Origin of the sequence: Mesorhizobium sp. M1163 (assembly GCF_040318415.1) — a bacterium.
Classification (GTDB): domain Bacteria; phylum Pseudomonadota; class Alphaproteobacteria; order Rhizobiales; family Rhizobiaceae; genus Mesorhizobium.
In genome coordinates this window covers 1-21,262 of record NZ_JAMYMF010000004.1, presented here as the reverse complement: position 1 = coordinate 21,262, position 21,262 = coordinate 1, and the positions used below count along the sequence as shown (strand labels likewise).

Here is a 21,262-nt window from a genome sequence, read left to right as displayed (position 1 = left end):
TTTGCGCCCGATATCGAGGTTTAGCGGCCAAAAATCAAGGGGCAAGCGATACTGCAGCCGCTGTTGCGGCTTGATGGCGGACGGCGCAAACCTTTCGATTTTAATTCAAACTTTACCGTAACCGCCGGCTTTGCTTGCCAGGCTACTACAATGCGGGAACCATTCCTCCCTTGGAAGAGTTTCGAAGCCGACACAGGATTTTGAGATGATGCCCCGCAGGAACGGCGAAAAACGCAACGGGCTCGCCGCCGATATCCGGCGCCAGCTCGGCACCGAAGCGACCAAGCGCTTTCTGCGCACCTTGCCGGCCTTCCGCACCGAGTCCGATATTCCCGACCGTCTGAAGGAATTGCTCGACCGCCTGGACGGCGTGGAAGCCAAGGTGGTCGCAGGCGGGCGCCGTCGGTAGCGCGCCGTTGCCAGGGACGCGACCGGCAATTGTGGCCGGTTGCCATCGCGCGACATTTACGCGCAGTAACTTTGCGTGATCTCCGTCTTGCGGCAGCGCCCTGCTCCGCCTATGTTTCATGATGAACATGATTTCCCCCGAAGCTGTGGCAAACAGCAAGCGCGCCTGGTTGAAAATCCTGTCGCGCTATAAAAAGCCCGACAGACGTCGCAGCGCTGTCGAACTCGCCATCACCCTCATCCCTTTCGCCACGTTATGGGCGCTGTCCTCGGCCGCCTATGCCTATGGCCATTGGTGGGGTCTGGTCCTCATCCTTCCGGCCGCCGGCTTTCTGGTGCGAATCTTCATGATCCAGCACGATTGCGGTCACGGCTCCTTCTTTGCCAATCGCTATGCCGACGACTGGATCGGCCGCGTCCTTGGCGTGCTGACGCTGACGCCCTACGATTGCTGGCGCCGCGCCCACGCAACCCATCACGCCAGCGCCGGCAATCTCGACGAGCGCGGCACCGGCGACATCAAGACACTGACCGTCGCCGAATACCGGCAACTGTCGTGGCGGCGCCGGCTCGCCTATCGCCTCTATCGCCATCCGCTGGTGATGTTTGGCCTTGGTCCGATATGGATTTTCATTTTCGAGCAGAGACTGCCCTTGGGCATGATGCGGGGCGGCCTCACCCCTTGGGTGTCGTCGATGTCCACCAACCTCGCCATCGCCGTCATCGCCGCTCTGCTCATCTGGTTCGTCGGCCCCGGCGCGTTCCTGGTCGTGCATCTGCCGATCGTCATTCTCGCCGGATCGGCCGGCATCTGGCTGTTCTACGTCCAGCATCAGTTCGAGGAAACGGAGTGGACAAAGGACTCCGAGTGGGAATTCCAGCACGCTGCCCTGCACGGCTCGTCCTATTACGACCTGCCGCCGGTTCTGAACTGGATCACCGGCAATATCGGCGTCCACCATGTGCACCACCTCTCGGCCAAAGTGCCGTGTTACCGGCTTCCGGAAGTGCTGAGGGACTATCCGGAGTTGCGTGAGATCGGCCGCGTCACGCTTCTCGACAGCCTGCGCTGCGTCAAGCTGGCGCTATGGGACGAGAGCCGCAGCAAGCTGGTCTCGTTCCGCGAAGCGCGGATGGCCGTGTAGACGCACCGCCGCACCTAAAGCGCGTCGCGCTCGACCGGCCTCATGCGACGCGCTTTAAGTTCTTGTTTATGCATGCCGTTATCGCAAAACCGCTGCACACTTTTGCGCGACATGCATTAGGGGCGCGGCGGCTCCAAATTCCGAGCTTAAGCCGCCTGGCGTTGGTCGCGCATCAGGATCTCTCCCTGGCGAATCTCGGTGCCCAGCACTTTCAGACATTCGCGCATGAAGGCGGCAAGGCCCGGCCAGCCCTTGGCCGACACCAGATTGCCGTCGACATGGGCACCGGTCGGCGCAACATCGATATAGATGCCCCCGGCCAGCGTGACTTCCGGCTCGCAATATTGCAGCGCCGCGACTTCCCTGCCGCGCACCACGCCGTCGACCGCGATCAGGATCTGCACGCCGTGGCAGATGGTGAAGATCGGCTTGCCGGCCTCATGGAAATGCCGCACCAGCGCCTGCACGCGCTTGTCGATGCGGATATATTCCGGCCCGCGCCCGCCCGCCGCGTAGACGGCGTCGTATTCGGCCGGGTTGACCTCGGAAAACGTCTTGTTGAGGATGTAGTCGTGGCCGAGCTTTTCCGTATAGGTCTGGTGGCCTTCGAAGTCGTGCAACGAGGTCTTCAGGATGTCGCCGGCCTTCTTGTCGGGGCAAACGACATGGACCGTATGGCCCACCGCATGCATGGCCTGTTCAAAGACGAAAATCTCGTATTCCTCGCTGAACTCGCCAACGAGCATCAATATCTTCTTGCCAGCCATACCCGGTTCCTCCCTTGTGGCCACATTTATTCGGATCGCAAAATAATGGACCTATCCTAAGACGGGGACGGGCAAAATAAAAGATCGAATCGGCAATGTGGTCCGACCAGATCGTGCTTCTGGTCCCCTGGAGCAGATCAGCTGGCGCGCACCCGCCGCCAGGAATATTTCGGGCCTTTGGCCTCCGGCTTCACCGCCGGCTGGTAGAACAGCGGCAGTCCGCCGGTGCGGCCTTGCTCGAGCCGCTTCAGCAGCACCGGGTGCGAGATCTCGAATTCGTCGAAGCCGAGGCGCAGCATGTGCGGCAGCTGGTCGATAAGCACCTGCCCGGTGGCGCGCATGGCGCCGGTGAAATGGTAACGGCTGCGCAGCAATTCGCCCTTGGAGAACGAGCGGCCGTCATTGAACGCCGGGAAGGCCAGCGCCACCAGCGACAGCTGGTCGAGCAGGCCGGCGATCTTCTCGAGCTGATCGCCGGGCTGCAGCAGCACGCCGATGCGTTCCTTCGCCGACTGCCGCACCTCCCGATCGAGGCCGAGAAACGCCTGCAGCGGCAGGATGAAGCGGCCATTGCCGACCAGCGCCTCGGCGCTTTCGGCATGAACCCACTCGTCCTCGCAAAAACCATTCGGCGTCCACAGCCGGGTGGCGTTTTCCGCTATCAATTCGCTCATCAAGAAATTCCCAAGTCCACAAGGTTCTAAAGTGCAAAACACCTCAGGGGGTGTTGAGATTCAGGTCAGGCCGAGCCGGAGCCGAAGGCGGGCGCGAAGCGACCAAACTGCGTGGCTTCCGAGAACCGGAGCGGAGCGTACTTTTGGGTACGTGAGCGCCGGAAGCGTAGGAAGCCGCCGTTTGCAGGCCGGCATCCCCTGAATATCAATATATCCTAAAGTGAGGCATCGGTCAGCGACTTCTCCAGCCCCGACAAATGGATGCCGCATTCGGTCTTGGCGTGCCCGGCCCAGCGGCCACTGCGCGCGTCGTCGCCCGGCTGCACCGGCTGCGTGCAAGGGAAACAGCCGATCGACAGATAGCCATAGGCGACGAGCGGGTTTTCACGCAGCGCATGTGCGCGCATGTAGCTGGCCTGGTCTGATGTCGTCCAGTGCGCCAGCGGATTGATGCGGATGCGCGAGCCGACCGCCTCGAACACCGGAAGCGCTGCCCGGGTCGCGGCCTGGAAGCGCTTGCGTCCGGTGAACCAGGCGCGGAACGGCTCGACGCCGCGCGCCAGCGGCTCGACCTTGCGCACGTCGCAGCAGGCGTCGGTATCGGTCTCGTTCAGATTGCCGGTCGGGTCGATCCTTGCCAGCGCCGCATCGTCGGGCCTGATCACCCGGATATCGGTCAACCCGAAATCGGCGACCAGCGCGTCACGATAGCCGAGCGTTTCCTCGAAATGCTTGCCGGTGTCGAGAAAGATCACCGGCAGCGTGCGGTCGATCTCCGCGATCATGTGCAGCAGCACCGCCGAATCCGCGCCGAAGGACGAGACGGCGGCGATTTCGCCGTGAAAGAATTCCCGGGCCGACCGCTCGATAATCTCCAGCGGCTTTAGATGGCCATAGAGCGCGTCGAGACCCGCCGCTTCGGCGGCGATGCCGGCCTCGACGTCGATGATCCGGTCAAGCGGCCTTGGTTTCGCCAGCATAGAGCGCCTCCTTGAACGGCGCGGGACCGACACGGCGGTAGGCGTCGATAAATCTTTCGTTTCTGTCCAGCCGAAGCCCGAGATAGGTCTCGACGATCTGCTCGATGGCATCGGTGATCTCTTCCGAACTGAAGCCGCGGCCGATGATCTCGCCGACCGAGGTGTTCTCGTCGGCCGAGCCGCCGAGCGTCACCTGGTAGAGCTCGGCGCCTTTCTTCTCGACGCCGAGGATGCCGATATGGCCGACATGGTGATGGCCGCAGGCATTGATGCACCCGGAAATCTTCAGCTTCAATTCGCCGATCTCGCGCTGGCGCTCCAGCGAGGCGAAGCGCCGCGAGATTTCCTGTGCCACGGGAATCGAACGCGCTGTCGCCAGCGCGCAATAATCGAGGCCGGGGCAGGAGATGATGTCGCTGATCAGGTTGGAATTGGCCGTCGCCAGCCCGATATCGACAAGCGCGTCATAGACCGCCTTGAGGTCGGCACGCGCGACATGCGGCAGGATCAGGTTCTGCTCGTGACTGACGCGCAGCTCGTCGAAGGAATATTTTTCGGCAATGTCTGCGACCGCTTCCATCTGGCTGTCGGAGGCGTCGCCGGGCGTCTCGCCAATGCCCTTGAGCGAGATGGTCACCGCCGCGTAGTCGGGATGGCGATGGGTGACCACATTCTGGTCCAGCCATTCGGAAAAGCTCTTCGAGTCGAGTCGGGCAAGCTTGACCGCCTCGTCGCCTTCCGGCCGATCGACAAGCGCCGGCGGCGCGAAATAGGCGTCGATGGCGCGGATGTCTTCTTCCGGCAGCCTCAGCTCGGCGTCCTTCAACTCCTGCCATTCGGCCTCGACCTGGCGGGTGATCTCCTCGACGCCGGTCTCGTGGACCAGGATCTTGATGCGCGCCTTGAACTTGTTGTCGCGACGGCCGTAGAGGTTGTAAACGCGCAGGATCGCCGTGCAGTAGGACAACAGATCCGCTTCGGGCAGGAAGTCGCGGATCTTCTTGGCCACCATCGGCGTGCGGCCCTGGCCGCCGCCGACATAGACGGCGAAACCAAGCTCGCCGGCGGCGTTCTTCTTCAGATGCAGGCCGATGTCATGCGTCTGGATGGCGGCGCGGTCGCGCTCGGCGCCGGTCACCGCGATCTTGAATTTTCGCGGCAGGAACGAAAACTCCGGATGCACCGACGACCATTGCCGCAGGATTTCGGCATAGGGGCGCGGATCGGCAACCTCGTCGGCGGCGGCGCCGGCGAAGTGGTCGGCGGTGACGTTGCGAATGCAGTTGCCACTGGTCTGGATGGCGTGCATCTCGACGCTTGCCAGGTCCGCCAGGATCGCCGGGATGTCCGACAACGCCGGCCAGTTGAACTGGATGTTCTGGCGGGTCGTGAAATGCCCATAACCCTTGTCGTATTTGCGTGCGATGTGGCCGAGCATACGCAGTTGCTTGCTGTTCAGCGTGCCGTAGGGCACGGCGATGCGCAGCATATAGGCATGCAGCTGTAGATAGACGCCGTTCATCAGCCGAAGCGGCCGGAACTGGTCCTCGGTGATCTCGCCGGCAAGCCGCCGTGCGACCTGGTCGCTGAACTCGGCGACGCGGGCCTTGACGAAATCGTGGTCGAACTCATCGTAACGGTACATTTTCAGGTCTTTCCGGGCGCGTCCGCCCGTTATTTTCTTCGTTCGAGCACGATCGGGATCATGCTTGTGTCATCTATGCCGCGCGTGCGGCCTGCGGACGGGCCTGCTTGCCCAGATCGTGGCGGGTGGTCGGGCCGGCGGCACGGATCTTTTCGCGCAGCCGGACCGCCTCGACAGTGCCGTTGACCACAGTCACGTCGATCAGATTGACGTCGACCACCTCATTGTCGGCGGAGGCCTTGGCGCCGATCGCCTCCAGCCGGTCCTCGGCCGCCTTGTCATGGGCGATGTCGGCATGGTCGATGATCTCGGCCCAGCCGCCATTGGCGTACCAGACGGCTATGCCGTCGGCGAGACGGTTCGCGGTCAGCACTTTCATTGGTTCACTCCTTCCGCGGCAGCACGGGCCACGCTGTCCTGCCTGTGTGCGGCCAGCGGCTCGGACCGTTCGAAATTGGCGCCGGCGACGGCGTCGCCGATGATCGTCATCACCGGGCCGCTGAGGTCGGCGCGCGCCTCCAGCGACGGCAGGTCGGCGAGCGTGCCGTGGAAACGGCGGCGGTTGGCAAGACTGGCATTCTCGACCACGGCGACGGCCGTGTCCGGCGACAGGCCGGCTTCGATCAGCCGGCCGGCGACCTCGGCGGCGACCGAGCGCCCCATATAGACGGCGACCGTCGCGCCCGAAATGGCGAGCTTTGCCCAATCGGGCAGCGAATTTCCCTTGAGGTCGTGGCCGGTGGTGAACACCATCGACGACGACACGCCGCGCAACGTCAGCGGCAGTTCGAAATCGGCGGCGGCGGCGAAGGCCGCGGTGACGCCCGGAACCACTTCGTAGGCGACGCCGGCATCGCGAAGTGCCGCCATCTCCTCGCCGGCCCGGCCGAACACCAGCGGGTCGCCGGACTTCAGCCGCACGACGCGCTTGCCGGCGTGGCCAAGCTCGACCAGCAGCGCATTGATCTCGGCCTGGCTCTTGGAATGGCAGCCCTTGCGCTTGCCGACCGGCAGGCGTTCGGCATCGCGGCGGCCCATGGCGACGATGGCCTCCGGCACCAGCGCGTCATGGACGATCACGTCGGCTTCCATCAGCAGGCGATGGGCGCGCAGCGTCAAAAGGTCCTCGGCGCCGGGACCGGCGCCTACAAGCGCGATATGGCCCGATGCCGGTTCGTTCGAAAGCAGCAGGCCGACGGCGGCATCATGCGCCTGCGAAAGCTCGCCGGCCTCCACGGCACGGGCCGGCGCGCCGCCAAAGAAATCGCTCCAGAAGCGGCGGCGGGCATTGCCCTTCGGCAGCAGCTTTTCGGCGGCGCCGCGAAACGACGCGGCAAGTGCCGCGAGCGGCCCGAGCGAGGGCGACAGCATGCGGTCGATGCGGCTGCGCAGCATCTGCGCAAGCACCGGGCCGGCACCTTCCGTGCCGATGGCAATGGCGACCGGCGCGCGGTTGACCAGTGCCGGCGTGAAGAAATCGCAGAGCTCCGGCCGGTCGACGGCATTGACCGGAATGCCCAGCCGGCGCGCATCCCCGGCAACGCGGCGGTCGAGCGCCTCATCGCCGCTGGCGGCAAACACCATCACCGCACCATTGAGATGTGCTGCATTATAGGCGTCGGCAATGTGGGTGGCGCCCGTCTCGGCGATGCAGGCCAGCAGATCGGCGCTTGCGGCATCGCTGACGATGCGCAGCACAGCGCTCGACTGAGCGAGCAGCCGCGCCTTGGCCAGCGCTTCCTCGCCGCCGCCGACGATGGCGACGGCTTCGCCCTCGACCCGCATGAAGACGGGAAAGGCATTGAGCTTAGGCTTGGCTTGCGGCATGACGAGCGGAATCCTGGAACCGTTTGCCAGTTCTACGCGGGGCCGCGAAAAACCAGAAGGCACCCACTCGCGCATCGCTTCGTAGCAGGCAATCTCTTTTCTGCAAGCATAACGGCCAAGAGAAAAATATTCCACATTCAGATGCGGAGCGGATTGAAGCTGCTGTTGCGGCCCTTGATCCGCTGCCTTTCTAGCGGCTTGCCGAGCCAGCCACAAAACAGATTTTTCCAATTTCTACCAATTTAGTAGATTAAAGCCGCCGCATGCCAGCCGAGCCATCAAAGACAGCCTGGCGCTCTCGCCGGCTCCTGTCGGAGATACCGGGTCCGAGTACCGGAACATTCACGCCTCGGCACGCGTTTGCTCTATAGGGCCAAGCCCGGTCATGCCCCTGCGGCAAAGGCCCGGCTATGGGCTTGAAAAATCAAAAAGGAGCGCCCCATGAGCAACGTCAGACTGAAACGCGGACTGTGGATCGTGGTGGCAGATGGCGAAAAGGCGCTGTTCCTCGAGAACCGTGGAGACGTCCAATATCCCGACCTTCAGGTCGTGCACGAGATGGAGCAGGAAAATCCGGCAACCCGAGAGCAAGGCACGGACCGCCCCGGCCGCTACAGCGACGGCCCTTCCGTCCACCGCAGTGCGGTCGAGGACACCGATTGGCACCGCCTCGGCAAGGAGCGTTTTGCCGACGAGATTGCCGACCGGCTCTACAAGCTCGCGCATCGCGGCACCTTCAAGGAGATCGTGCTGATCGCACCGCCGCCAGTGCTGGGCGACATGCGCCGGAAACTGCACAAGGAGGTCACCGACAAGATAACGGCCGAAATTCCAAAGACGCTGACCAACCACAGCATACCCGATATCGAGAGCCTGCTGCAGGCGACCTGATCGGGCATCGGCGGTGCGTACATTCCTTATTGATCGTGAGGCTGAAGCAGCCCAGGGCAATCGCATCAGGTTTGTGCTGCCCCTCACCCTTACCCATTCCGGGGCGAGCCGCTTGTCTCGCCCGTCCTTCGGACCCCCGTGAAAGACGGGGAGAGGGGGCTGCCAGCGTTGCGTCCAAGCCCCTTCTCCCTGTCACTTACGGGGAGAAGGTGCCGGTAGGCGGATGAGGGGCAGCGTTCCGCCCTCCCACCCCGACGCAAGGGTGAGGAGAGAAACACAAGGCGGCACGTTCACCCTCCAAGCCTCGCTCCGGAAGATGTCGAAATGGGCCTCCTTCGCCACGTTCCAATCGGTTCAAAGCTGACCGGGGGCCGGATCACGGCGACAAAACGTACTGTCGGTCGGGATGCGCCAGCATCGTCATTGACCGTCGAGCATCACGGCCATGCAGATGGTGTCGACATAGCGACCATCAATGCAAACACTACGCCTGAGGACACCTTCCGTAACGAAACCAGTTTTCTCATACAGCGTTATGGCCCGGCTATTATCGGCGTGGACCGAGAGTTCAACGCGAACGAAGTTTTCTTGCCGAGCCTTTTCTAAGGCGGCGGTGATAAGGCGACGGCCCAATCCTTGTCCACGATAATCGGGTATGATTCCTATCGCTAAACTTCCGCGATGAGCGTGAGATGGAAAGAAATGGCGGGTGATGTCGCACCATCCCACAACGCGGTCTCCTTCCGTCGCCACGATATGCGGGTTTCGCTGCTTAATCATATTCAAAACGAAATCGCGTGTCTCAGGAAGCGGGAACGCTTCAAGCATGGTCAGGTATTTTCGCTCCCGCGCGACAACGTCGAGAGCCGCATGGAAACTCTCAATGTGCTCTGCGGCTGTATTGGCGATTTCAACCATACTTCCTCCAAGGTTCTCCGCTTTCCCAAAGTCTTTGTCGAAGATTGTCTCATCCGCAAGCGCCCGGCTTCAAAAACGCCTGTGGCGCAGTAGGAGGCTGCCACGATCTGACAGGACACGGGTTGGCGAATCGTGCCTGATGCGTCGCACCCATCTTCCATCCCGAGGACCGCTTCGGTCTGCTAACGGATGAATCTCAGTTCTATCAATGCACAATTAGCAGCGTCTGCCTGCGCGAACGGGATAAGCCCTTTTCCGTATCAATCGCCTGCCTAGAGCAGGCCGCGCCGGGTGGCAACGCTTACCGGCTCTCTGCCTTTTGCTTCTTTGCCATCGATTTCATGGGGATTGCGGGTTGTCTCGCGACTGTCCGAGCCCCCATACTGCCGAGGCGGCGGCTTTCGGGCGGCGCACGTCCGACATGGCAATTCCTGAAGGCGCTCCATAGACAATGCCGCATGACACGCCCCTTATCGCCACCATCGTTGCCGGTCTGGGGCTGGCTTTCGTCTTCGGCGCACTTGCCAACCGTTTTCGCGTGCCGCCGCTGGTAGGCTATCTCATCGCCGGCGTTCTGGTTGGACCGAACACGCCGGGTTTCGTTGCCGATGCCGGCCTCGCCAATGAACTGGCCGAGATCGGCGTCATCCTGCTGATGTTCGGCGTCGGCCTGCATTTCTCGCTGAAGGACCTGTTGTCGGTCCGCGCCATCGCCGTGCCCGGCGCCATCGTGCAGATCGGCTTCGCGACAGCCCTTGGCGCCGGCCTCGCCTGGATGCTCGGCTGGTCGATGGGCGCCGGGCTGGTCTTCGGCCTGGCGCTTTCCGTGGCCTCGACCGTGGTGCTGTTGCGCGCGCTGCAGGAGCGGCGGCTGATCGAGACCGAGCGTGGCCGCATCGCTGTCGGCTGGCTGATCGTCGAGGATCTGGCGATGGTGCTGGCGCTGGCGCTGGTGCTTTTGCCGGCATTGGCCGGCGTGCTCGGCGGCCAGGAGCAGGTGGAGGTGCGCTCCGGCGGTCTGCTGTCGCTGCCGGCGAGCTACGGCGTCTGGGGCGTCGTCGGCATCACACTGGCCAAGGTCGCGGCCTTTGTCGTGGTCATGCTGGTGGTCGGCCGCCGGCTTATCCCCTGGATCCTGCACTACGTCGCCCATACCGGATCGCGCGAACTGTTCCGGCTGGCGGTGCTTGCGATTGCGCTTGGCGTCGCCTTCGGCGCGGCCAAGCTGTTCGGCGTGTCGCTGGCTCTCGGCGCTTTCTTCGCCGGCATGATCATGAGCGAATCCGAACTCAGCCATCGGGCGGCCGAGGAATCGCTGCCGCTGCGCGACGCCTTTTCCGTGCTGTTCTTCGTTTCGGTCGGCATGCTGTTCGACCCGTTCAGCCTGATCAGCAATGGCTGGCCGATCCTGGCCACGCTGGCCATCATCGTTATCGGCAAGTCGCTGGCAGCCTTCGTCATCGTCGTCGTTTTCCGCTATCCGGTCGCAACGGCATTGATGATTTCGGCAAGCCTTGCCCAGATCGGCGAATTCTCGTTCATCCTGGCCGAACTCGGCGTCGGGCTGAAACTGCTGCCCGAACAAGGTCGCGACCTCATCCTCGCCGGCGCCATCCTGTCGATCGTCCTCAATCCGCTGATGTTTCTTGCCGCCGACCGGATGAAACCCTGGCTGGAAGCACGCGCCGGCAGGACGGCGCCGTCCGGCGAAGCAAGGCCGATCGGCCCGGCGACCGAACCCGGCCAGGTGGCTTCGGTCGCGGCGCCCGCGAAGGAGGATGGCCCGCCGCCCAGGACGAGGCTGACCGGCCACACCATCCTGATCGGCTACGGCCGCGTAGGCAGCCTCGTCGGCGCGTCGCTGAAGCAGGCCGCCCTGCCCTTCCTCGTCATCGAGGATGCCGACAAGACGTTGGCGAAGCTCAAGGCCGAAGGCGTCGAAACCGTGGCCGGCAACGCGGCGAATGGCGACGTGTTCGCCGCATCCAATGCCGAGGGCGCGAAGCGGCTGATCCTGGCCATCCCCAACGCCTTCGAGGCCGGGCAGGTCGTGCTGCGCGCCCGCGCCGCCAATCAGACAATCGAGATCATCGCCCGCGCCCATTCCGATGCCGAGGTCGAGCACCTCAAGGGCCTTGGTGCCGACACCGTCATCATGGGTGAACGCGAGATCGCCCGCGGGATCGTCGAGGAGGTTTTGGCAGCACCGAAAGCGCCCACGGCAGCCTAAGCCTGCGCTGCCCCGCCAGCGTAGCGGTCAAGCCCCTTCTCCCCGTTCTTCACGGGGAGAAGGTCCCGGCAGGGGGATGAGGGGCAGCGTCAACGATTGATCAAAACCAACCGCTCAAACGTGCTGGCCGCCGTTGATGTGGATTTCCGAGCCGGTCACGTAGGACGCCTGCTGCGAGCACAGGAAGAAGATGATGTCGGCGACTTCCGCGGTGGTGCCGAGCCGCCTCAGCGGAATGGTCTCGACGATTTTTTCCGTGCCCGGCGACAGGATCGCGGTGTCGATCTCGCCCGGCGCAATGGCGTTGACGCGAATGCCGTGCGGACCGAAATCATGCGCCATCTCGCGCGTCAGCGAGCCGAGTGCCGCCTTCGAGGTCGCGTAGGCGGTGCCGGCGAAAGGATGCACGCGGGTGCCGGCGATCGAGGTGACGTTGACGATCGAACCCTTGGCTGACGCCAGCTCCTTGAACAGGCCCCGCGCCAGCATGATCGGCGCGAAGAAATTCACCTGGAAGACGTCGCGCCAGACATGCATCGGCGTGTCGATCGAGTTCATGCGGCTGTTGCCGTCCTTGAGCTTCGGCGAGATGCCGGCATTGTTGACCAGCGCGTGCAACTGCCCGCCATGGGCCTCGAGCCGGTGGCGGATCTCGGAGATGGCGATGCCGACATCTTCCTGGTCGGCGAGATCGACCTTGATGTGGTCTTCCGGGCCGGCCGGCCACGGGCAGTCCTCGGCAAAGGCCTGACGCGAGCAGGTGATGACGCGCCAGCCTTCGCGTGAAAAGCGCTTGACCGTGGCATGGCCGATGCCACGGCTGGCGCCGGTCAGCACGATGGTTTTTCTGGTGTCGGGTTCAGCCATGTCGCGGTCTCCGGCGCGTGATCTAACCGAATATGGTTACAATGACGAGAGGCCGCCAGAAGATCACAGGGCCGGTTGCGTGGCTGCTGGCAACCGTTCAATAGCAGGTCGGACACTGCACATACAGGCCGAGATTGAGAACAAAGACCAGAGCCGCCAACGTTCAGATAACCCCTAAGAACGCGCCACGCGAGCGCCCGGCCAGACGCGCAACGCCCCAGGCCACCCCATAAGGCAACAAAAGACCCATGATGACGGAGCCGTATACCGCTCCGATTCTTTCCTGATCGAGGTATGCCGGATTGGGGAAATAGAGATACGGCAGATGCCGAATGACCACGACACAAACGGTCATCCCGAGCAGCAAGAGCCACTGCCACGTGCTTAGACGCTTGTATCCTTTGACGTCAGCCGGCTTGGCCGGTTCACCGGACATCGCCTAACCTCCGCCCAGAATGTCCAGGATCGAGGTCTGCCGCTTCTTGACCGGGCCGCCAACTTCGCCGGGCGGCACCGGATGCTTGATCGATCCGGTGGCACTGTCGACGCCCGGCATGGCAAGGCCGCCGGCATCGACCGTCTCAGCAGGGCGCACGGGACGCGAAGCGGGCTGCGTAGCTGCCGCAGGCGGCGCCGATTGGCCAACGGACGCGACCGGCGCCGGCGGTGCCGTGTCGGCCGGTATCTCGTCCGGGACGACGGTGTCGGGCGGCGTCGATTTCCAGGTTCCGGGCAGCGGCCGCACCGGCACGCCCTCATGCGCGGCGACCATGAACTCGTGCCAGGCCTGCGCGGGCAAGGCGCCGCCGGTGACCTTCTTCATCGCGCTGCCGTCATCATTGCCGAACCAGACGCCGGTGGTGAGGTTGGCGGTATAGCCGATGAACCAGGCGTCGCGCGAGTTCTGGCTGGTGCCGGTCTTGCCGGCCGCCGGCCAGGCGAACGCCGCCTTCCTGGCCGTGCCGATCTCGACCGTGCCGGTCATCATCGAGTTCATCATGCCGACGACATCGGGCTTGACGACGCGCGGCGCACCGCCGCCATTGTTTTCGTAGAGCACCTTGCCGTCGCTCGTCGTGACCCGGCGGATGAAATGGATGTCCGGCTTGTAACCGCCATTGGCGAAGGGAACATAGGCCGAGGTCAGTTCCAGCGGCGTCACTTCCGAGGTGCCCAGCGCAATCGAAGTGTTGGCCGTCAGCTCTGACTGGATGCCCATGCGGTGCGCCGCCTCGACTACCGCGTTCGGCCCTACTTCCATAGTCAACTGCGCGGCCACCGAGTTCAGCGATTTTGCCAGCGCCGTCGCCAGCGTCACCTTGCCGAAATATTTGCCGCCGTAATTGTCGGGCGTCCAGTTGCCGATCTTGATCGGCGCGTCATTGCGCACGCTGTCCGGCGTACGGCCGGATTCCAGCGCCGCCATATAGACGAACGGCTTGAACGCCGAGCCCGGCTGGCGGCGCGCTTCCGAGGCGCGGTCGAACTGGCTGGTCGAATAATCATAGCCGCCGACCATGGCGCGCACCGCGCCGGAATTGTCGATCGACACCAGCGCGCCCTGGCTGACATTGAGCTTCTTGCCGCTCTGGTCGATCAGCCGGCGGATCGATTGCTCGGCGAGCTTCTGCAGCGTCAGATCGACGGTCGTGTCGACGACGATGTCGCGGCGCACGTCACCGATCAGGTCGGGCAGTTCTTCCATGATCGTATCGGCGACATAGTTTTCCGAGCCGGTCCAGTAGGACGGCGCGCGCGTCGCCGGCGCGCTCATCGCCGTGGTCATCTCCTTGGCGCTTATCTTGCCCTCGTCGCGCATCGCGGCGAGCACCAGCTGCGAGCGCTGCTCGGCCGCCTTCGGGTCGCGTGCCGGCGACAGCCGCGACGGCGCCTTGAGCAGACCGGCGAGAAGTGCCGCCTCCGACAGCGTGACGTCGCGCGCGCTCTTGCCGAAATAGCGGCGCGAGGCCGCTTCGACGCCATAGGCGCCCGAGCCGAAATAGACCCGGTTGAGGTACATTTCGAGGATCTGGTCCTTCGTATGCTTGTGCTCGAGCCACAGCGCCAAAAGCACTTCCTGCACCTTGCGCTCCAGCGTGCGGTCCGGCGTCAGGAACAGGTTCTTGGCCAGCTGCTGGGTCAGCGTCGAGCCGCCCTGCGAAAAATGCCCGCCGAGCACATTGGTCATCATTGCCCGGGAAAGGCCGATCGGGTCGATGCCGAAATGCGAATAGAAGCGGCGGTCTTCGATGGCGATGACGGCCTCGGGAATATAGGGCGACATTTCGTGCAGGCCGACGGCCTCGCCGCCGCTCATGCCGCGATTGCCAAGCAGCTGGCCGTCGACCGAGACGATCTTGATGTTGGGGGCGCGGTCGGGAATGGCCCAGGTGGTGGCCGCCGGCATTTTCGCGCCGTAATAGACGACGATGCCGGCAGTGGCGATACCGCCCCAGATGGCCAGCACGAAGCACCAGTAGAACAGCCGGCCAAGCACGCCGAACGCGCCGCGCCGGCCTTTGCCGCGCCCGCCGCGTGACGGCTTGGCCTTGGTCGATTTGCGCTTTGCGGCGGCTTTGCGGTTGTTCGGCACGACGCGGTCCTCCTCGCTCACCGAAAAACCGGCCGAGGATCTCGCCCCCGGCGATGCCTCGAAGCTGGGCTCGATGCGGCTGTCTTTCCGGTTCGCCATGCGCTGTGCTGTCTTCCCCATGCCTATGGCGTTCGGGTTGAAGACTAGATGCGGCGATTTAAGGGCGGGTTAAGTCGGGAAAAATCGAAGTAAACTGTATTCAATCACTTGCGAAGCACGCGCGGCCCGCGACAGCGCCAAAGCCGAAACGAAAAACCCGCCTCGGCGGGCGGGTCGTTGGCGCCAATGAGCACCATAGTGGAATTAGTAGCATAGCTGCCGGCACAAAGCAAGAACAAAATACGCTTCGCCTCAGAATAATCACTTCAGGTCGGCGGTTGCGACAACCCTCAGTCGTCCGCGTCCGGGTCGTCGGAGGCCGGCCGCCAGCTGATCGGTTCGATCTTCTTTTGCGTATGGCCGTCCGTATAGGCCCACCAGCCGGCGTCGCTTTCGTCCCAGTCGCCGCCGGCCGCCTTCAGCCGGTCGAGCGAACGGTATTGCGCGATGCTCTCGTTAATCACGCCGTCGCTGTCCTGCCAGTAGACGGTGACCTTGGAGCCGTCCTTCGGTGCCGTTTCGATTGGTTTTCGCGCAGCCATTTCAATTCCTCCCGGCCGATGGCGTTAAAGTGCCAGAGGGCCATTAGCTGTGGGCGAAGATATCCTCTTCATCCCAGCCCATCAGGTCGAGTTTCGCACGCGTCGGCAGGAAGCGGAAGCAGGCATCGGCCTCCCTGGTCCGGTTGTCGCGCGCCAGCCGCGCGCTCAGCACGTCGCGCAGCCGGTGCAGGTAGAGCACGTCGGAGGCGGCATATTCGAGCTGCTCGGGCGACAGCGTCTCGGCCGCCCAGTCCGAGGATTGCTGCGCCTTCGACAGGCCGACCCCGAGAAGCTCGAAGCAGATGTCCTTCAGCCCGTGCCGGTCGGTGTAGGTGCGCGTCAGCCGCGACGCGATCTTGGTGCAGAACACCGGCTCCGGCATGACGCCAAAGGCGTTGTAGAGTACGGCGAGATCGAAGCGGCCGTAGTGGAAGAGCTTGGTGATGCTGCGATTCTTCAGCAGGCTGACGAGGTTCGGCGCCTTCCTCTGGCCGGGCGCGATCTGGATGACGTCGGCCGAGCCGTCGCCCGGTGAGATCTGCACGACGCAGAGCCGGTCGCGATGCGGGTTCAGCCCGAGCGTCTCGGTGTCGATAGCGACCGCCCCGACATCGTAATGCAGCAGGCCGGGCAAATCGTTTTTGTGGAAACGTATGTCGCTCATCGTCTTCTCCGGTCGCGGCCCCGTGCAGCGATACGCGACGGGCCGTGCCCGTCCTTGCCGTGATCCGGTGAAAAATCAACACAAAGTTGATTGTGACGCAATTTCAGCGTGTCAGCGCCTCGAGAATGCGCGCCCAGGAGCGCTGGCCCTTGTGGAAAGAGCTCATCTCGTACTTCTCGTTCGGCGAGTGGATGCGGTCGTCGTCAAGACCGAAACCGACCAGCAGCGATTCCATGCCGAGATAGGTCTGGAAATCGCCGACCACCGGGATCGAGCCGCCGCTGCCGGTCACCACCGCCGGCTTCGGCCACTCGTCGGACAGCGCCTGCTTGGCCTTGGCGAGAAAGGGCGAGTCGTAGGAAAGCTGGATCGCCGGCGAGGCGCCGTGCGGATGGAATTCGACCGAGCAGTCGGCCGGAACGCGCTGCCTGACGAATGCCTGGAAGGCGGCGCGGATTTTTGCCGGATCCTGTTTGTGGACGAGGCGGAAGGAGACTTTTGCCGAGGCTTGCGCGGCGATCACCGTCTTGAAGCCCTTGCCGGTATAGCCGCCGATGATGCCGTTGAACTCGGCCGTCGGGCGCGCCCAGGTCAGTTCGAGCACCGAGCGGCCCTTTTCGCCGGACGGAATCGACAGGCCGATCGGGCCGAGGAAGGTCTCGGCGGTCTCGCCCAGCGACAGCCACGACTGCAATATCTGCGAGGGCGTTTCCTCGACGCCGTCATAGAAACCCGGAATGGTGACGTGACCATCCTCATCGTGGATGTCGGCCAGGATTTTTGCCAGGATGCGGATCGGATTGGCGGCCGCACCGCCATAGAGCCCGGAATGCAGGTCGCGGTCGGCGGCCGTCACCGTGATCTCCTCGCCGACCAGCCCGCGCAGCGAGACGCAGATCGAGGGCGTATCGCGGTCCCACATGCCGGTGTCGCAGACCAGCGCGAAATCGGCCTTGAGCTCATCCGCATTCGGTTCGAGAAACGGTTTCAGCGACGGCGATCCGGACTCCTCCTCGCCCTCGAACAGGATCGTGATGCGGCACGGCAATCCGCCATACACCTGCTTCCACGCGCGACAAGCCTCGACGAAAGTCATCAGCTGACCCTTGTCGTCGGCCGCGCCGCGGCCGGTGATCACCTTGTGGCCGGGCTCGATCTCCTTGACCGCCGGTGCGAACGGGTCGCTTTCCCACAGCTCGACCGGATCGACCGGCTGGACGTCGTAATGGCCGTAAAACAACAAATGCGGCGCGCCTGCCGGCCCGTCGTGATGCGCGACCACCATCGGATGCCCCGGCGTGTCGCGCACGCTGGCGTCGAAGCCGATCAGCTTGAGCTCGGCGACCAGCCATTCAGCGGCCTTGCGGCAGTCGGCCGCGTAGTCCGGATCGGTGGAGATCGACTTGATGCCGAGCAGGCCGAACAGGCGTTCCAGGCTCTGGTCGAAGTTCTTGTCGAGGCGGTCGAGGACAGGGGAAACTGCGGACATAGGCGGGCCTTTCGATTCTGGCGGCGAATCTAGAGCCCATGCGGCCAAACGAAAAGCCCGCGACCGTTGGGCCACGGGCAGGATCGGGTCGAAAGGCAAAAAAATGCCGCCGTGGTGGAGGGGGAACCACGGCGGCCTTACTCGAAACGATGCGGCAGCCCGGAGAGGGGGGATAGGCTGCCGCAAGTGTCCGGGATAGGCGGGGGACGGGCCTTGCTCCGGACTTCGGCGAAAACTGCCGATGGCATTTATCTGTGTCTGCGAACGTGGCGATTCAAGGGCACAAAAATTACACTTTCGTAACATAGGCGTGAGCGAACAAAGCTCCGGCCAAGCCCTCATGGGTCGGCCGATCTCGCGCCATTTGTCAGGGTGTTGCCGGAACGCTTGCCACAAGCCGCCTTTGGCATGGACCGCGGCGCTGCGCCGCGCTATCCCTCGTGCCATGAAAAAAGGCGATCATCTCTTCCTTATCGACGGCTCCGGCTACATCTTCCGCGCCTATCACGCACTGCCGCCGCTGACGCGCAAGTCCGACGGGCTGCCGACCAGTGCCGTGCTCGGCTTCTGCAACATGGTCTGGAAGCTGACGCAGGACGCCCGCAACACCGATGTCGGCATCGTGCCGACGCATTTCGCCGTGATCTTCGACTATTCGTCGAAAACCTTCCGCAACGACCTCTACCCCGAATACAAGGCCAACCGCTCGGCGCCGCCGGAAGATTTGATCCCGCAATTCGGCCTGATTCGTCAGGCGACCAGGGCCTTCAACCTGCCATGCATCGAAACGGAAGGCTACGAGGCCGACGACCTGATCGCCACCTATTGCCGGCTTGCCTGCGAAGCCGGCGCCGACACCACCATCATCTCTTCCGACAAGGATTTGATGCAACTGGTTGGCCCAACGGTTGCCATGTACGACCCGATGAAGGACCGCCAGATCGGCGTTCCCGAGGTGATCGAGAAGTGGGGCGTGCCGCCGCAGAAAATGATCGACCTGCAGGCGCTGACCGGCGATTCGGTCGACAATGTGCCAGGCGTGCCCGGCATCGGGCCGAAGACGGCGGCGCAATTGCTCGAACAGTTCGGCGACCTCGATACGCTGCTCGCCCGCGCCGGCGAGATCAAGCAGGACAAGCGGCGCGAATCGATCATCGCCAACGCCGACAAGGCGCGCATTTCGCGTGATCTGGTGACGCTGAAGAACGACGTGCCGGTGACCGAAGGGCTTGACGAATTCGTGTTGCACGCGCCGGACGGTCCCAGGCTGATCGGCTTTCTCAAGACCATGGAATTCTCGACGCTGACCCGCCGCGTCGCCGAAGCGACCGGAACCGACGCGGGCGACGTTGCGGCCACTGCCGTGACGATAGAGCGTGCCGATACCGCGCATGGCCCCGATATGGGTTTTGGCGTGCCCGCGGCCGCCGAGAGCGCACCGCCGTCGGACGAAGCGGCACTCGAAGCCCCGGCCGCAGCCAGGCAAGGCGACACCCCATCGCTGCTTTCGGCGCTTCGCCTGGAGGCTGCGACCGCCCGCAAGATCGACACCGGCGCCTACGCCTGCATCCGCGACGCCGCGACGCTGAAGGCCTGGATCGCCGAGGCGATGGAGAGAGGCATCGTCGCCTTCGACGTTAAGGCCTCCTCGCCCGATCCGATGCGGGCCGAACTGATCGGCCTTGCCATGGCCGTCGCGCCTGGCCATGCCGCTTACGTGCCGCTTGCCCATAAAAACGGCAATGGCGACCTGCTCGGCGGCGGCGCGGTCGACAACCAGATCTCGATCCGCGACGCACTAGCGTTGCTCAAGCCGCTGCTCGAGGACAAATCTGTCCTCAAGATCGTGCACGACATGAAATACCGCCTCGTCGTCATGAGCCGTCATGGCATCGAGATCGGCCCCTATGACGACACCATGCTGATCTCCTACGTGCTCGAGGCCGGCACCCATGGTGGCCATGGCCTGGAGGCGCTGGCCGATAAATGGCTCGGCCACGCGACCATTCCGCTGAAGGAACTGGCCGGTTCGGGAAGAAACTTCGTCGGCCTCGATCAGGCCGACCTCGGCAAGGCGACGGCTTACGGCGCCGAGCACGCCGACGTCGCGCTCAGGCTCTGGCAGGTGCTGAAGCCACGCCTTGCCGCCAAGGGCCTGGTCTCGGTCTATGAACGGCTGGAACGGCCGCTGGTGCCAGTCCTGGCACGGATGGAACAACGCGGCATCTCCGTCGACCGGCAGATCCTGTCGCGGCTCTCCGGCGAACTGGCACAAGGTGCGGCGCGGCTCGAGGACGAGATCTACCAGCTGGTCGGCGAGCACATCAACATCGGCTCGCCAAAACAGCTTGGCGACATCCTGTTCGGCAGGATGGGCCTGCCCGGCGGTGCGAAAACCAAGACCGGCCAGTGGTCGACCTCGGCGCAGCTTCTCGAAGACCTCGCCGCCGAAGGCCACGAATTGCCGCGTAAGATCGTCGACTGGCGCCAGCTGACCAAGCTGAAATCGACCTATACCGATGCGCTGCCCGGCTTCATCCATCCCGACACCAAGCGCGTCCACACTTCCTACGCGCTTGCCGCGACGACGACCGGACGGCTGTCGTCCTCGGATCCCAATCTGCAGAACATCCCGGTGCGCACCGTCGAGGGGCGAAAGATCAGGACGGCCTTCATCGCCGACAAGGGCAACAAGCTGGTTTCCGCCGACTACAGCCAGATCGAATTGCGCGTGCTCGCCCATGTCGCCGAAATCCCGCAGCTCAAGCAGGCCTTCGCCGACGGCGCCGACATCCACGCCATCACCGCCTCGGAAATGTTCAACGTGCCGGTCGAGGGCATGCCTTCGGAAGTGCGCCGCCGTGCCAAGGCGATCAATTTCGGCATCATCTACGGCATTTCGGCCTTTGGCCTCGCCAACCAGCTGTCGATCGCACGCGAAGAAGCCGGTGACTACATCAAGAAATATTTCGAGCGCTTCCCCGGCATCCGCGACTATATCGACGCCACCAAGGCCTATGCGCGCGAGCACGGCTTCGTCGAGACCATCTTCGGCCGCCGCATCCACTACCCGGAGATCAGATCGTCAAACCCCTCGATCCGGGCGTTCAACGAGCGCGCCTCGATCAACGCACGCCTGCAGGGCACCGCCGCCGACATCATCCGTCGCGCCATGATCCGCATGGACGAGGCGCTGGAGAAGGCGAAGCTTTCCGCCCGCATGCTGCTGCAGGTGCATGACGAACTGGTCTTCGAGACGGCCGAAGCCGAGGTCGAGGCGACGATTCCCGTCGTCTGCCACGTCATGGAGAACGCCGCCATGCCGGCGGTATCGATGTCGGTGCCGCTGCACGTCGACGCCCGCGCCGCCAACAACTGGGAAGAGGCGCATTAGGGCGGGGCCGATCAACTGCATTCTGTAGCGATTCGTCGCGCCCCCTTGTAACTTATTCCTTGCCGACTCTGCTATGAAAGCAGGTGCGGTGGCGGACGGGAGACCGACCCCTCTTTGGGCCTTTGAGCC

The 21,262-nt window shown here is 63.7% G+C and carries 18 protein-coding genes; 5 read left to right on the top strand and 13 right to left on the bottom strand.

Annotated elements, in window-relative coordinates; all coding sequences use genetic code 11:
* The first annotated feature begins 205 nt into the window (after positions 1-205).
* Positions 206-409, top strand: a complete 204-nt coding sequence (locus NKH43_RS05165; protein WP_023718943.1) for a hypothetical protein — start codon at positions 206-208, stop codon at positions 407-409.
* Between the two features lie 121 nt (positions 410-530).
* Positions 531-1,553, top strand: coding sequence for a fatty acid desaturase (locus NKH43_RS05160; protein WP_352483596.1), 1,023 nt, complete (start codon positions 531-533; stop codon positions 1,551-1,553).
* Positions 1,554-1,699: 146 nt separating this feature from the next.
* On the opposite strand, the gene NKH43_RS05155 is transcribed toward NKH43_RS05160, so the two are convergent.
* The 6 genes from NKH43_RS05155 to cysG all read right to left on the bottom strand — a co-directional run bounded on the left by NKH43_RS05155 (position 1,700) and on the right by cysG (position 7,446).
* Positions 1,700-2,320 (bottom strand): DJ-1/PfpI family protein, encoded by a 621-nt coding sequence (locus NKH43_RS05155; protein WP_352483597.1) that lies wholly within the window; start codon positions 2,318-2,320, stop codon positions 1,700-1,702.
* Between the two features lie 137 nt (positions 2,321-2,457).
* On the bottom strand, positions 2,458-2,994 hold the full coding sequence (locus NKH43_RS05150; RefSeq protein WP_352856865.1) for a DUF934 domain-containing protein: 537 nt from the start codon (positions 2,992-2,994) through the stop codon (positions 2,458-2,460).
* Between the two features lie 215 nt (positions 2,995-3,209).
* Positions 3,210-3,974: a phosphoadenylyl-sulfate reductase gene (locus tag NKH43_RS05145; protein WP_023718940.1), complete on the bottom strand. Its 765-nt coding sequence runs from the start codon at positions 3,972-3,974 to the stop codon at positions 3,210-3,212.
* Positions 3,949-5,619 (bottom strand): nitrite/sulfite reductase, encoded by a 1,671-nt coding sequence (locus NKH43_RS05140; RefSeq protein ID WP_023718939.1) that lies wholly within the window; start codon positions 5,617-5,619, stop codon positions 3,949-3,951. The genes NKH43_RS05145 and NKH43_RS05140 overlap by 26 nt, the downstream gene beginning before the upstream one ends.
* A gap of 73 nt (positions 5,620-5,692) precedes the next feature.
* Entirely contained in the window at positions 5,693-5,998 is a 306-nt protein-coding gene (locus tag NKH43_RS05135) for a DUF2849 domain-containing protein (RefSeq protein WP_023718938.1), read from the bottom strand.
* The gene (gene cysG / locus NKH43_RS05130) at positions 5,995-7,446 is read right to left on the bottom strand and encodes a siroheme synthase CysG (protein ID WP_352592662.1); all 1,452 of its coding nucleotides are present in this window, start codon (positions 7,444-7,446) and stop codon (positions 5,995-5,997) included. Before cysG ends, NKH43_RS05135 begins: the two co-directional genes overlap by 4 nt.
* Before the next feature lie 441 nt (positions 7,447-7,887).
* Here cysG and NKH43_RS05125 point away from each other — a divergent pair, with 441 nt between their 5' ends.
* Positions 7,888-8,337: a baeRF12 domain-containing protein gene (locus tag NKH43_RS05125; RefSeq protein ID WP_023718936.1), complete on the top strand. Its 450-nt coding sequence runs from the start codon at positions 7,888-7,890 to the stop codon at positions 8,335-8,337.
* A gap of 420 nt (positions 8,338-8,757) precedes the next feature.
* Here the strand turns inward: NKH43_RS05125 and NKH43_RS05120 are convergent, their stop codons facing one another.
* A complete protein-coding gene (locus NKH43_RS05120) occupies positions 8,758-9,255 on the bottom strand; it encodes a GNAT family N-acetyltransferase (protein WP_023718935.1) in 498 nt (165 codons plus the stop codon).
* 451 nt (positions 9,256-9,706) lie between these two features.
* On the opposite strand from NKH43_RS05120, the gene NKH43_RS05115 reads away from it, so the two are divergent.
* Positions 9,707-11,485 (top strand): cation:proton antiporter domain-containing protein, encoded by a 1,779-nt coding sequence (locus NKH43_RS05115; RefSeq protein ID WP_352856863.1) that lies wholly within the window; start codon positions 9,707-9,709, stop codon positions 11,483-11,485.
* Between the two features lie 114 nt (positions 11,486-11,599).
* On the opposite strand, the gene NKH43_RS05110 is transcribed toward NKH43_RS05115, so the two are convergent.
* The 6 genes from NKH43_RS05110 to NKH43_RS05085 all read right to left on the bottom strand — a co-directional run bounded on the left by NKH43_RS05110 (position 11,600) and on the right by NKH43_RS05085 (position 17,739).
* Positions 11,600-12,352: an SDR family NAD(P)-dependent oxidoreductase gene (locus NKH43_RS05110; protein ID WP_023718933.1), complete on the bottom strand. Its 753-nt coding sequence runs from the start codon at positions 12,350-12,352 to the stop codon at positions 11,600-11,602.
* 163 nt (positions 12,353-12,515) lie between these two features.
* On the bottom strand, positions 12,516-12,788 hold the full coding sequence (locus NKH43_RS05105; protein ID WP_023718932.1) for a hypothetical protein: 273 nt from the start codon (positions 12,786-12,788) through the stop codon (positions 12,516-12,518).
* A 3-nt stretch (positions 12,789-12,791) separates the two neighbouring features.
* Positions 12,792-15,044, bottom strand: coding sequence for a transglycosylase domain-containing protein (locus NKH43_RS05100; protein ID WP_023718931.1), 2,253 nt, complete (start codon positions 15,042-15,044; stop codon positions 12,792-12,794).
* 290 nt (positions 15,045-15,334) lie between these two features.
* Positions 15,335-15,586 carry a hypothetical protein gene (locus NKH43_RS05095; protein ID WP_023718929.1) on the bottom strand — a complete coding sequence of 84 codons (252 nt, stop codon included), beginning with the start codon at positions 15,584-15,586 and terminating at the stop codon, positions 15,335-15,337.
* A 43-nt stretch (positions 15,587-15,629) separates the two neighbouring features.
* Positions 15,630-16,250 (bottom strand): ribonuclease D, encoded by a 621-nt coding sequence (locus NKH43_RS05090; protein ID WP_031193995.1) that lies wholly within the window; start codon positions 16,248-16,250, stop codon positions 15,630-15,632.
* Between the two features lie 103 nt (positions 16,251-16,353).
* Entirely contained in the window at positions 16,354-17,739 is a 1,386-nt protein-coding gene (locus tag NKH43_RS05085; RefSeq protein ID WP_023718927.1) for a M20/M25/M40 family metallo-hydrolase, read from the bottom strand.
* A gap of 445 nt (positions 17,740-18,184) precedes the next feature.
* On the opposite strand from NKH43_RS05085, the gene polA reads away from it, so the two are divergent.
* Positions 18,185-21,133 carry a DNA polymerase I gene (polA, locus tag NKH43_RS05080; protein ID WP_023718926.1) on the top strand — a complete coding sequence of 983 codons (2,949 nt, stop codon included), beginning with the start codon at positions 18,185-18,187 and terminating at the stop codon, positions 21,131-21,133.
* Positions 21,134-21,262 lie beyond the last annotated feature (129 nt).